Here is a 12,042-nt window from a genome sequence, read left to right on the forward strand (position 1 = left end):
CCACCGTTCACTGCGATGGCCGCGCATGGCGCGTGGCGTTCGCTCTGCTTCAGAACGTCACCGACATCACGCCCTAAACCATCCAGCCGTCAACAACGGCCTCGAGCGGACTATTACGATGGACAGGGCCAGATCGACCGAATCAAAAGATCATTCACTCCTGTGATCGTGCTAGTCTAGGGCCCGTGATTGACCGCTGCTCGAATCTGAGGAAGAACCCCCTGCGGGGTCCCCTTGTCTGAGAATGCGTTGAACAGTATTTCACGGAGCCAGCGGATCGCGGGGTCGTTATGAACTCTCTTGCTCCAATGAAGGTGCGTCTCAAACACAGGTGATCTAAATGGCAAATCGAGCCGGATCAACTGCTTCTTCTCCGAAAACGATTCCGCCAATGCCTTCGGGACGGAGGCCAGCATATCGGTCTGCGAAATGAGTTCAGCGATGCACATGAAGTGGGGGGTGGTAAAAACAATGTGCCGCTCAATTCCTCGCTGCTGCATGTAGCGCTCCAAAAGCCCCTGTGTTCGCCCTGGCGCCTCGACCACAACATGTCGAGCCGCGCAGTACGTCTTGAGGTTGAACGCGTTTATTAGACGCTTGTTGTCTGCACTGCAAATGCAGACAAAAGAATGTTGTCCAACTTTGCGACGAACAAATTCACTGGCGACCAGATCTGGCAGATAGCCGAGAGCCAGATCGACTTGGCCTTCAGACAAGGCTCGTTGAAGCTGAAGTTGGGGGAGTTCCACGGATCGCAGCCGAACGTGCGGGGCAGCAAGGTTCACAGCGTTCAACACGCGCGGCATATAGATCGCTTCAGCCACATCAGACAGTGCGATTGTGAATTCACGTGTGGCAGTCCATGGATCGAAATCGGACCTACCAAGAATTCGTCGATCAATGCATACGATCATTTCGCGTACGGGGTCGATCAGCTCCCGTGCACGGGCCGTCGGTTGCATACCCGTGCTGGTGCTAATGAAAAGTTGGTCGTCCAGTATCACCCGCAGTTTGGCGAGGGTTGTGCTGACACCCGATTGACTCATGCGCAGAGTGCGTGCTGCCAGAACGACACTCCCTAGGTCGTACACCGCTGCAAAAATTTTCATCATCACGAGGCTGAAATTGGCTGGCATATGCGATCCCACACGATGGCTTGAGTGTTGACCGAGCGGTGATCAGAGCTGCCTAGGGTTACCTCTTAGAAATCAGAAATTGAGATTTTGCTTATCGTGTTTTACGAGACAAGGCGACCTTAGAGTCATGGCAACGAAGATGAAAACCGTCGAATGCCAAGGGGTGGTAGTCCGAAAGCAGACCCCTGCTATGGCCCCGCTAGCACGCCAATCAGCGCTACGGCGCGGTCGGCAGGTCGCGCGGACTACTCGGTGAGTAGAACCCCGTCTGCTCTCGGACGTCGGGGAGCGAGGTAGAGCAAACCGCTTGTATCGAGAAAGTCTGTCTCGTGAGGCTTTGCGAACCGGCTGAAAGACAGAGGATGTAGCGAGATTCCACCTCAGAGGTTTGACCTCATTTCTGCACAGGAGACGCAGTGGATACCAGAACCAAGAATGCTTCGCAGGACATGGATGCCAACGAGTACAAGCTCATCAAGGTCGAACCCCTGACCGGCGTTATGGGCGCTCAGATCGGGGGCGTTGATCTCCGGTCACCGATCGAACCCAAGGTGTGGAGAGAGATCAGGCAGGCATTCGGGACGTATCAGGTCATCTTTTTCCGCGACCAGAAGATCTCGGACGAGGAACATCTCGCCTTCAGCAGGAATTTCGGCTCTATCCTGCGCGTGCCGCAGTTGCACGGTGTTGAAGGGCAGCCTGATGTTCAGATCATTCGTCGCCTGGCCAGCGACACCGGCCGAGTGGTCGGCGAGAACTGGCACGCGGACAGTACCTATCTCGAGGAACCACCAGCGGCTGTCGTGATGCGCGCAGTCGATGTTCCGGCTTTCGGGGGCGACACCGGATTTCTGAGCATGTATGCGGCATATGAGGCACTGTCGCCTGGCCTGAAGGAAATGATCGACCAGATGCAAACGGTCCACAGCGCGACGCGCATCTTTGGCTCGGCATACCTTGCTCAGGGAAGAAAGTTCAGTTCCGTCAGCGCGAAAACCGATCTGGGAGTCGAATTGGGTGATCGTGAGCAACTACATCCATTGGTCTGCACCCACGAATTCACCGGGCGCAAGTTCCTGTATGTGAACAAGACTTATGTCCAGAGGATCCATGGACTTACAACAGAGGAAAGTTCCCCAATCCTCGCTTATCTATACGACCACTGTGCACGGTTTGATTTCACCAGTCGCGTCCGATGGGAGAACGATCAAGTCCTTGTTTGGGACAACCGGTCCACCATGCATCGTGCCATACCTGACTACGCAGGCAAGGACCGGTATCTCACGCGTGTGACCATCGCGGGCAACCGGCCCGTTCGCTGAGTGAAGGAGAAAACAATGAAGCGACGAAGCTTGTTGAAGGTGCTCTCGCTAGGTGGCTTACTCGGTCAAACGGTGGCCCGTGCACAGGAATTCCCCAGGACGGGGAGACCGATCAAGGTGTTGGTCGGCTTCGCCGCTGGCGGGCCGACTGATCTCCAGGCACGATCCATTGTTCTGGAGTTGGCGAAGGTTTTGGACACCGTCGTGATCGTGGCGAACAAGCCGGGAGCCAGCGGCGCGCTCGCAGCCGCGGAGGTTGCTCGAGCTGAAGCCGATGGCCACACGCTGCTCTATACGGTGGATGGGCCACTAACGCAAACGCCTCATTTGCTCAAGCAGTTGCCCTATGACGCCTTAAGGGACTACAAGCCAGTTATCCGTTCCGCTGTTGGAGGCGTGGTTCTCGTCGTGCATCCGTCGATTGGCGTGAACAACGTCAAGGATCTGATCGCATACGGCCGTGCCAATCCCGGCAGGCTGAGCTATGGCTCATTTGGGGCCGGCACGGTGTCGCACATTTACGGCGCAGTGCTTGCGCAGAAGACCGGCATCGACCTGGTGCACATTCCCTACAAGGGCTCGTCGGATGCAATGCGCGACCTGATCGCCGGCCGTGTTCAGATCATGTTCGATGCGCCATCGGTCGTGTCTCAATATGCAAGCGATGGCAGGCTGAAGCTGCGTGGAGCGACAGGTGCGACGCGCCGCTCGACCATGCCCGAGGTGCCCACGCTGCTCGAACAAGGATTGGTGGGTTTCGAGTTGCGCAGCTGGAACGGATTTTTCGCGCCTGCCGCCATCCGCCCGGACACACTGCAAAGGCTTCACGATGCCATTCGCACGGCGCAGCGGACAAGCTCTGTTGCGGACGTCTACCGAAATCTCGGCTTCGAAGTGCCGGAAGAATCGCAGAAGCAGTTCGCCGACCTCGTGCGCCGCGATTACGAGGCTTGGGGAAAATATGTCGATGCCCTAGCCATCAAGATCGAATGAGCATCCATACGAGGATCAACAAAATGCGAGAGTTCAAGCTTCTGATCGATGGTGTCCTGGTTCCCGGTACCTCGGTGATGGCAGTATTGAATCCTGCAACGGGAGCGGTCATCGCTGAGTCGCCGGTTGCTGACGAGGCGCAGCTAGACGGCGCCGTGTCAGCGGCTGGGCGGGCTTTCAGGACCTGGGCTGCGACCTCGTGGGCGCATCGTCAGCGGTTGCTCGGATCGCTCGCGGATGCACTCGATGGACGGGCCTTGGAGTTCGCGGAACTGCTCACCTCCGAGCAGGGCAAGCCGCTCCGGAATGCCAAGGCTGAAGTAGCGGGAAGTGCGAAGCGCATTCGCGAACTTGCAGGCCTCGAGATTCTTGAGCAAGTACGTGAAGCCACGTCGGCATCGCGCATCATGGACCAGGTTCTTCCGCTCGGTGTGGTTGCGGTCATCACACCGTGGAATTTCCCTCTCGCTCTGCTCGTCAACAAGCTGGCGCCGGCCCTGGTCGCAGGTAACTGCGTGGTGATAAAGCCAGCCCCAACGACGCCGCTCACAACGCTGCTGTTGGGGGAACTCTGCAGCGCGATTTTTCCTGCTGGCGTGGTGAACGTTATTGCGGACCGAAACGACCTAGGCCAGCGGATGACGGAGCATCCCGACATTGCCAAGGTGAGCTTCACTGGCTCGACGGCGACCGGCCGTCGCGTCATGGCAGGTGCTGCGGGGTCGATCAAGCGCATCACGCTGGAACTCGGCGGCAACGACGCCGCGCTGGTGCTGGAGGATGCGGATGCCAAGGATGCGGCGGGCAAGGTGTTCGCCGGTGCCATGGTGAATTCCGGTCAGGTCTGTGTGGCGATAAAGCGCGTCTATGTTCCTGACAGCCTCTATGAGGAGTTCAACCTAGAGCTCACGCGGTTGGCCGATGCGACGGTGGTCGGCGACGGGATGGATCCGGCGTCGCAGTTGGGCCCGGTTCAGAATCGAGCCCAGTTCGAGCGCGTGAATGCCATGATCATTGCAGCTTCGAAGCATGGCCGAGTCCTCGCCGGTGGCGCGCCGCTGGATCGACCGGGCTACTTTATCCCGCCGACGATCGTTGCCGAACTGGATGACAGCTCTTCTCTTGTCTCCGAGGAGCAATTCGGCCCAGTCCTTCCCGTGCTTCGCTACGGCAAACTGGACGATGCGATTGACAGGATCAACAGCAGTCCTTACGCGCTGGGCGCCACCATCTGGACGACCGACCCTGCGTGGGGCGCAGAGGTCGCTTCCCGCGTGCACGCCGGCACCGTGTGGGTCAACCACCACATGGCGATGCGGCATGACGTGCCTTTCCGCGGGTTGAAGCAATCCGGCTTCGGCGCCGAGTTGGGTATGGAAGGGTTGGAGGAGTTCGTGCAGCACCGCATCGTGAACGTGCGGTTGTAGTGAATGCGGTCTACCGCAGCCGGACATCAGAAGCACACAACGGAGACTCTATGAAAAACAAGATCTATCTATTCGCCATCTGGATCTGCGCTGCGCTTGGTTCGTTTGCGGCGCATGCGCAGGACTTCCCTCTGCCGACAAAGCCGATCAAGATCATCGTCCCCTATCCGTCAGGCGGGCCTACTGACGCCCAGGCACGCGTGCTGGCCAAGGAACTGAGCTCGGCGATGAGTGCCGTCGTGATTGTGGACAACCGTCCGGGTGCTGGTGGCGCGATCGGCGCGGCGGAGGTCTCGCGAGCGCCAGCGGACGGCTATACGCTGCTGTACACGGTAGACGGCTTGGTCACGCAGACGCCGCATGTCATGAAGAGCTTCCCGATCGATGCCCTGAAAGGGCTCACGCCGATTGCGCGCGCGGCGAAAGGCTCGTTCGCATTGCTGGCGCGACCGGGTTTACCAGCCCAAAGCATGAGCGCATTCGCGACTTACGCCAAAGCCAATCCGCGCAAGCTGACCTATGCTTCAGCCGGCATCGGTACGGGGTCCCACATCTACGGTGAGGTGTTGAATCAGGTGGCTGGAATCGACCTGGTTCATGTCCCATACAAAGGCAGCGCGGCCGCCCTCTTGGATCTTCTCGGAGGACGCGTCGATATCATGTTCGATTCGCCAATGACGGCCATGAACTACGCCCGTGACGGGCGCCTGATGCTGCTGGCGGCCGCGGCACCCCAGCGTTTCTCTCAGTTTCCTGATGTGCCGACCCTGGGAGAAGTCGGCCTGAAGGGGCTCGACCAGGGCAGTTGGCTCGGCCTGTTTGGCCCGGAAAACCTCGATCCCAAGGCGCATGCCAAGTTACAACAGGGCGTAGGCAAAGTCACCCGAAGCACGGTCTGGAAAGAGACCGTTCAGGCGATGGCGCTCGAGGCCATTCCCGAGGAGCCGGCCAATGCGTTCGCAGCCGCGGTGAAGAGCGAGAACGAGCGCTGGCAAAGGTACATCATCAAGGCGAACATTCAGACGGACTAAGCCTGCCCAGAGGGCCAGCAACATTGGGCTCCTCGTAAGGGCCTCGCATCACAAATGAAGAAGAACGATGATCGAAACTACGCACCCTATGCTGATCGGCAACTATGGACCGATTCAGGAAGAGCTGAATGTGCCGGACCTGCGGGTTGTGGCTGGCGTGATCCCTAAGGGCCTCTCAGGCGCGCTCTATCGAAACGGGCCCAATCTGCTGTTTCCTCCCTTGGCCGACAAGCATCATTGGTTCATGGGGGAGGGCATGATTCATGCCATCCATATCGGCCGCGGCCGCGCGTCCTACACAAACCGCTGGGTGAGGACAGAGCAGTTCAAGGCACAAAAGGTCGCAGGGCGCCGTTTGGTGCCAACGTCCTACGAGGAAGTGTTCGATGCGGCAGTGGCGACGGTGATGCTGCAGGACAGGGGAAAGCCTGCCACCGAGAAGCCGCAGAAGCTGCCCATGCAGTGGGCCGGAACGAATGCCGTGTGGCACGGCGGCCGGCTCTATGCCTTGGGCGAGACCAACTTCCCGGTGCTGCTCGATGGTGATTCGCTCGAGACGCTCGGTACGACCGACTTCGACGGTCGCTACACGGGCCCCATGACAGCGCATCCCAAGATTGATCCCGAGAGCGGCGAGATGCTCGCGTTCGGGTACCAGGCGGCAGGACCGGGAACGCGAGAAATTTCCTACTCGGTCATCGATCGTGACGGGAACTTCGTTCGCCAGGAGAGATTCGAGGCTCCCTATTGCAGCGCAGTTCATGACTTCCTCGCGACCCGCGAGCACATCGTTTTTCCGGTCTTTCCCGCGACCATCGATCTGGAGCGCGCGGCTGGAGGTGGTCCCATTTGTGCTTGGGACCCACGTTTGCCTACTCGGATCGGCATCATGCGGCGCGATGCCGGCGTCGGGTCGATGCGATGGTTTAGCGGTCCCCCGTGCTTCGTCTTTCACCCGATGAATGCATACACGGCGAAACGCGACGGCCGCACCTTCGTAGTCGCCGACGTGATGAAATTCGAGAAGCTGCCACTCTTTCCGGATGTCTCCGGTGGCAACGTGCCACCTTGGATCAAGGACGGCATGGCCAAGCTCGTGCGCTGGACGTTCGATATGGATGCCGAAAGCGAAGGGTACGTCGAAAAATCTCTCTGCGGCGTCGAGGGAGAGTTTCCTCGAATCGACGAGCGATTCTCGGGCCTGGCTTACCGGCACGCCTTCTACGTCGCGCGGATCGGTGCCTACACCCCAGGCTGTTCGTTCGATACGCTGGTGCATGCGAATGTCGAGACCGGCGAGATTCGCACATGCACGCCGCCTGGCGATCTCGGCCTGCTCGAGCCGGTCTTTGTGCCGCGAACGCCTTCCAGTCCCGAAGGCGAGGGCTGGATTCTCACGATTGCGTTCGATCCCTCACGAAACGTCAGCGATCTGTTGATCTTCAATGCTCTCGATATCGAGAAAGGGCCTATAACGCGTGTTGAGTTGCCAACGCGGGTGCCTTACGGTTTTCACGGAGGATGGCGTTCGCATGCGCAATGATAAGAGGGGGCGGCGGTGCACGAAGGAGCATGAGCCGATTCTGGAAATGAACTGCTGACCAAGGCGCCGGCAAATTCATGGAGCCTCGATCTCGTGGTCGGAGGCCGGGTTTTGCGACAGAGGTCTCTCGCTGGACAAGATGGGCTGTTCGTCGCCTTTGTGCCGCGCTTGGCGATCTGCATCGTGATGTGTTCGCCCAGTGCAGCGGCGCGTAGAACACCTCATACAGGTTCACCGTCGTCGGCTTGTTGCGTCCGCCCACATCGCGCAGTGTTGGCTCGATCTCAGCAAGCATCTCTCGATGGATGTCACTGGCATATTCGTTCTCGTCATTTGGGCATTGCCTGTCCTCGAGAGATCGCATAGCCCCTTCAGCGTTTGGCGGCGCAGTGGATGCTCGTTATCGCCTGCATCGTTTTGCCAGTGACGGCGCGGGTGTTTCGGGCAGCACTGCCTCGTCAAGTAGCCAAGAGCGAAACGCCTGAACGATGGGCCGCTCTAGAGCCGGGAGTGTGCAGACGATGTGGTATTTGAAAGGGCATGGCATTGCGTGGTCCCAGGCAACCACAAGCTTTCCAGCATCGAGCGCCGTCTGTACTATCTGTTTACTGGCAAGCAAGACCCCCTGGCCGGTCATTGCAGCTTCGAGCGCGAGCAGTCCGTTTCCGAACCGTTGCTCACGCAATCCTTCAGGTATGGGAAGTCTTGCCTGGCGGAACCATTCGGTCCAACCGAACCGTTCCGGTGAGCGATATATCGTGCTGTCGCTCAACAGCGGTTGATTTAGCAAGGCCGAGGGCGCTCTGTCTGAAAGGGACTCGCACAGGCTCGGCGCGCACACAGGGACGAACGTCACCTCCAGGAGCTTTCGGCTGTCCAAGCCAACGTACTCTCCGTAGCCAAAACGCACCGCCAAATCGATGCCGGCGCGTCGAAACGTTGCGGCGCTTGCCGGGCCGCCTCTGACCGTGTCCACAGAATTGAGGCTGGCTTGCAGCCGAACCTCGGCGTCGGGGCAACCGGCATAGAACCGATGCAGGCGGGGAACTAGCCACTTGGTCGCGAACATCGGCTCTGCACAGACGGTGATGACCCACTTGGATTCGCTGTGCGAACGCAACTGTTCAACTGCATCGGCGAGTGCGGAGAATCCGTCCTGCAGTGTCGGCAGAACCATTTGCGCCGCCGGCGTCAGATTGACCTTGCGATGTTGGCGCACGAACAACTCCACCCCAAGAAGCTCTTCCAGTGATTTGATCTGATGGCTGACAGCTGCTGGAGTCACATGAAGTTCTTTGGCGGCAGCCACAAAGCTCTTGGTTCTGGCCGCGACTTCGAAATAGGAGAGCGCAATCAGCGATGGCAGGCGTCGTGCACCATCCGTCATGAGACGGGATCGCGCCGACGTTTCCGCGCAATGATCCATTCCGTCAATGGCAGATGGCGTGTTGCATGACGGCGGCGCTACCTGCTGTTCGACGGGCGGTGAAGGTAAGAGGGGTTGCTTGGCCATGTAAAGGCCTGCTAGTGTGCGTGGGCGACGGCGTGAACTTGCAGCATGCGGGCATAGCTTCGGAGCACTGGCTTTTCGATCAGCTTTCCCTCGAAGACCAGCAGCCCACCATCGCTCTTCGCAAAGGCGTCCAGCACTCGCCTCGCGTGCTCGACGCTGGCGTCATCTGGCGCGAAGCATGCGTTTATGTCAGGAATCTGTTTGGGGTGGATTGCGCCTTTGCCGGTGAAACCCAGTTCGGCGGACAGCGCGGCTTCGCGCAACATGCCTTCGCGATCGTTCAGGTCCAGGTACGGCACGTCGATCACATCCAACCCGGTGGCGGCTGCAGCGTGGACGATGCGTGATCGCGCGTACTGCAGGGCCATCCAGGTTGATTTGCAGCGTAGATCAGCGGCCATGTCGACACCTCCAAAGAACAGGGCCTCGATGCGCTCACTGGAGCGCGCAATCTCATGGGTCGCCTCCAGGGCTTCATTGGTTTCGATGATGACGTGCAGCCGAGTCGAAAGCTTGTATTCCGTGAGAAGGTCGCTGAGATTGCGGATCTCTTCCGGCCCCTTGACCTTCGGCAGCATGATTGCGGGGATGGGCTCTGCGGACGTGAGCAAGGCTTGTACATCTTTCATGCCGTCCACCGTGCGAAGGCAGTTGATCCGGATAATGCGTTCGACGCGGTCTGGACCCTCTGCTACGGGAAGTTGCGCGAACGCATGCTGTCGGGCCTGTTGCTTTTCCTGGGGCGCCACGGCGTCTTCCAGATCGACACAGACGATGTCGGTACCGCAGCACAGTGCCTTCGGGAACATGTCTGGACGCGTGCCGGGTGCAAAGATGAAGCTGCGCCGGGCGCGGATTTTTCGTTCAATCATGCTCAAGGGATTACCTCTAAAAAAACTATACAAAAGCCACATCTTGAGGAGTTCCTCCGGCCGCTGGCAGTTTTAGCTACCGCCACCTGTTGCGATCGGGAATTCTCATCGGTTCATGTCAAGTGGCGTGCAGTGGGTGAACACAAGCTGCCAGTCTCCGTCTTGCTAGTGCGACGTCGACTGGGCGGCTCCCAGGCCGGTTTGGGCGCGCACCCATTGGGCATCGAATGCCGCTCGTTCGCTTCGGGCCCGTGCACTTTCGTCGGACTTCGAGAATAGCCATGCGCAGATGAAAGCCAGGGGCATCGAGAACAGCGCCGGATGTTCGTAAGGAAAGATTGCCTGTGCGTGATGCAGGACATCAACCCACACGGCTTTCGAAAGTACAACCAGGAGCAGTGCCGACCCAAGGCCGGCTATGCCTCCCGCCAGAGCGCCGTGTGTTGTCAAGCCTCTCCAGTAGATCGCCAGCACCAACACGGGAAAATTGGAAGATGCCGCGATGCCGAAGGTCAGGCTGACCAAGAAGGCTACGTTCTGGTTCTCGAACAGAATCCCCAGCCCGACAGCGACGACACCTAGTGCGAGGGTCGCCCAGCGAGAGACTTTCATCTCTCTCTTCTCGTCGGCATTGCCGCCGCAGAGAATGTTGCCGTAGATGTCGTGCGCGATGGCGGATGCACCGGCCAGGGCCAATCCGGCCACGACGGCCAGGATTGTTGCGAAGGCCACTGCCGACAGGAAGCCGAGGAACAGACTTCCGCCCACCGCAGAGGCCAGATGCATCACCGGCATATTGCCTCCACCGAGCAGCTTCCCGCCGATGATCCCGTTTTCATAGAACCGGGCGTCGTTTCCCACAATCACGATGGCACAGAGTCCTAGCAGACACACGATCAGAAAGAAGAAGCCGATGAGCCCGCTGGCCACGAAGACACTCTTGCGGGCCTCTTTGGCGTCGGACACCGTGAAGAAGCGCATCAGAATGTGCGGCAGTGCCGCCGGGCCAAACAGAAGGCCTAAGGACATGGAGACGGCTGAAACGGGATCGGCCATCAGGCTGCCCGGCCCCATGATCGCGAGGCCATCGCGGTGAACGGCCACAGCCTGCCGGGCAAGTTCCTCAAAGTTGAAGCTGAACCTCGACATGGCCAGCAGCATGAGGGTGACTCCACCGGTCAGCAGGAGCGCCGCCTTGATGATCTGCACCCATGTGGTGGCGATCATCCCGCCGAACGTGACGTACACCACCATCAACACCCCGACGACCAGCACCGCATATTGGTAGTCCAGTCCGAACAGAAGCTTGATCAACTGGCCGGCGCCTACCATTTGAACTACCAGGTAGAAGCACACGGTAGTGAGCGAACCCAACGAGGCGAACAGACGTACCTGAGTCTTGTCGAGCCTCGACGAGACAATGTCGGCAAAGGTGTACCGTCCCAAGTTACGAACTGGTTCGGCGAGCAGGAATAGGATGATGGGCCAACCGACAAAGAAGCCGATCGTGTAGACGAATCCGTCAAAGCCCTTGGCAAAGACGAGGCTCGACAATCCGAGCAAGGTGGCGGCCGACATGTAGTCGCCCGCGATGGCCATGCCGTTCTGGCCTCCGGTGATGCCGCCGCCAGCGGTGTAGAAGTCCGACGTCGAGTGGGTGCGCTTTGCGGCCCACCATGTGATCCCCAGCGTCCCAGCGACGAACAGAAGGAACATGAAGATGGCGGGAAGATTGATGGGCTGGCGTTCCACCAAGCCGACAGTCGGGGCGGCGGTGGCGATCCCGGTGCCTGCCGTGGTGGCGAAAACCACGGCGGTCTTGAAGGTGTCGGCGTACTTCATGGCTTCACCTCGGCGAGCAGCCTGACGGTGATGCCATCGAAGTCCCGATTGGCGCGGTAGACGTAGAGCCCTGTCAACAGCCACGACAGCACGATCACGGATACTCCGATGGGCCACGCGATGGTGCTCACCCGACCGGCGTCGAGTGGGATGCGCAGCAGTCCGGGCAGCAATGCCACCGCCATCATGAATCCATAGTAGGTAACCAAAACAGTGCCGGAAAGCAGTAGCGCGAAGCGTGTTCGCCGTTTCACCAAGTCGCGGAACAGGGGGTGTGAAGCGATGCGGATGTGATGAGGGATCGTCATGTTGTCTCCAATTTTTGTGTTGTTCACGGCTCTTGGCGCGGCCGAGTCCGTGCGA

At 59.2% G+C, this 12,042-nt stretch carries 10 protein-coding genes; 5 read left to right on the forward strand and 5 right to left on the reverse strand.

Annotated elements, in window-relative coordinates:
* Nucleotides 1-176 precede the first annotated feature (176 nt).
* Nucleotides 177-1,136, reverse strand: a complete 960-nt coding sequence (locus ACSFCA_RS34260) for a LysR family transcriptional regulator (protein WP_435462643.1) — start codon at nt 1,134-1,136, stop codon at nt 177-179.
* Nucleotides 1,137-1,552: 416 nt separating this feature from the next.
* Between ACSFCA_RS34260 and ACSFCA_RS34265 the strand changes: the two genes are divergently transcribed.
* From ACSFCA_RS34265 to ACSFCA_RS34285, 5 genes are all read left to right on the forward strand, one after another.
* Nucleotides 1,553-2,458 carry a TauD/TfdA dioxygenase family protein gene (locus ACSFCA_RS34265; RefSeq protein ID WP_435462644.1) on the forward strand — a complete coding sequence of 302 codons (906 nt, stop codon included), beginning with the start codon at nt 1,553-1,555 and terminating at the stop codon, nt 2,456-2,458.
* A 15-nt stretch (nt 2,459-2,473) separates the two neighbouring features.
* Nucleotides 2,474-3,451, forward strand: coding sequence for a Bug family tripartite tricarboxylate transporter substrate binding protein (locus ACSFCA_RS34270; RefSeq protein WP_435462645.1), 978 nt, complete (start codon nt 2,474-2,476; stop codon nt 3,449-3,451).
* Entirely contained in the window at nt 3,448-4,878 is a 1,431-nt protein-coding gene (locus tag ACSFCA_RS34275; RefSeq protein ID WP_435462646.1) for an aldehyde dehydrogenase family protein, read from the forward strand. The genes ACSFCA_RS34270 and ACSFCA_RS34275 overlap by 4 nt, the downstream gene beginning before the upstream one ends.
* Nucleotides 4,879-4,928: 50 nt before the next feature.
* Nucleotides 4,929-5,909, forward strand: a complete 981-nt coding sequence (locus ACSFCA_RS34280; protein ID WP_435462647.1) for a Bug family tripartite tricarboxylate transporter substrate binding protein — start codon at nt 4,929-4,931, stop codon at nt 5,907-5,909.
* Nucleotides 5,910-5,976: 67 nt separating this feature from the next.
* Complete coding sequence (locus tag ACSFCA_RS34285) at nt 5,977-7,452, forward strand: carotenoid oxygenase family protein (protein ID WP_435462648.1); 1,476 nt, start codon at nt 5,977-5,979, stop codon at nt 7,450-7,452.
* Nucleotides 7,453-7,852: 400 nt separating this feature from the next.
* Here the strand turns inward: ACSFCA_RS34285 and ACSFCA_RS34290 are convergent, their stop codons facing one another.
* From ACSFCA_RS34290 to ACSFCA_RS34305, 4 genes are all read right to left on the reverse strand, one after another.
* Nucleotides 7,853-8,965 (reverse strand): LysR substrate-binding domain-containing protein, encoded by a 1,113-nt coding sequence (locus ACSFCA_RS34290; protein WP_435462649.1) that lies wholly within the window; start codon nt 8,963-8,965, stop codon nt 7,853-7,855.
* 11 nt (nt 8,966-8,976) lie between these two features.
* Entirely contained in the window at nt 8,977-9,837 is an 861-nt protein-coding gene (locus tag ACSFCA_RS34295) for an HpcH/HpaI aldolase/citrate lyase family protein (RefSeq protein WP_435462698.1), read from the reverse strand.
* 165 nt (nt 9,838-10,002) lie between these two features.
* A complete protein-coding gene (gene actP / locus ACSFCA_RS34300; protein WP_435462650.1) occupies nt 10,003-11,679 on the reverse strand; it encodes a cation/acetate symporter ActP in 1,677 nt (558 codons plus the stop codon).
* Complete coding sequence (locus ACSFCA_RS34305; RefSeq protein ID WP_435475059.1) at nt 11,676-11,987, reverse strand: DUF485 domain-containing protein; 312 nt, start codon at nt 11,985-11,987, stop codon at nt 11,676-11,678. The genes actP and ACSFCA_RS34305 overlap by 4 nt, the downstream gene beginning before the upstream one ends.
* Nucleotides 11,988-12,042 lie beyond the last annotated feature (55 nt).

Origin of the sequence: Variovorax multivorans (assembly GCF_051216835.1) — a bacterium.
Taxonomy (GTDB): Bacteria; Pseudomonadota; Gammaproteobacteria; order Burkholderiales; family Burkholderiaceae_C; genus Variovorax.

What these genes read in the sequence shown, in the direction of transcription:
- actP (WP_435462650.1), bottom strand. Translation starts at nt 11,679, where the DNA reads ATGAAGTACGCCGACACCTTCAAGACCGCCGTGGTTTTCGCCACCACG.
- ACSFCA_RS34260 (WP_435462643.1), bottom strand. Translation starts at nt 1,136, where the DNA reads ATGCCAGCCAATTTCAGCCTCGTGATGATGAAAATTTTTGCAGCGGTG.
- ACSFCA_RS34295 (WP_435462698.1), bottom strand. Translation starts at nt 9,837, where the DNA reads ATGATTGAACGAAAAATCCGCGCCCGGCGCAGCTTCATCTTTGCACCC.
- ACSFCA_RS34275 (WP_435462646.1), top strand. Translation starts at nt 3,448, where the DNA reads ATGAGCATCCATACGAGGATCAACAAAATGCGAGAGTTCAAGCTTCTG.
- ACSFCA_RS34280 (WP_435462647.1), top strand. Translation starts at nt 4,929, where the DNA reads ATGAAAAACAAGATCTATCTATTCGCCATCTGGATCTGCGCTGCGCTT.
- ACSFCA_RS34305 (WP_435475059.1), bottom strand. Translation starts at nt 11,987, where the DNA reads ATGACGATCCCTCATCACATCCGCATCGCTTCACACCCCCTGTTCCGC.
- ACSFCA_RS34285 (WP_435462648.1), top strand. Translation starts at nt 5,977, where the DNA reads ATGATCGAAACTACGCACCCTATGCTGATCGGCAACTATGGACCGATT.
- ACSFCA_RS34290 (WP_435462649.1), bottom strand. Translation starts at nt 8,965, where the DNA reads ATGGCCAAGCAACCCCTCTTACCTTCACCGCCCGTCGAACAGCAGGTA.
- ACSFCA_RS34270 (WP_435462645.1), top strand. Translation starts at nt 2,474, where the DNA reads ATGAAGCGACGAAGCTTGTTGAAGGTGCTCTCGCTAGGTGGCTTACTC.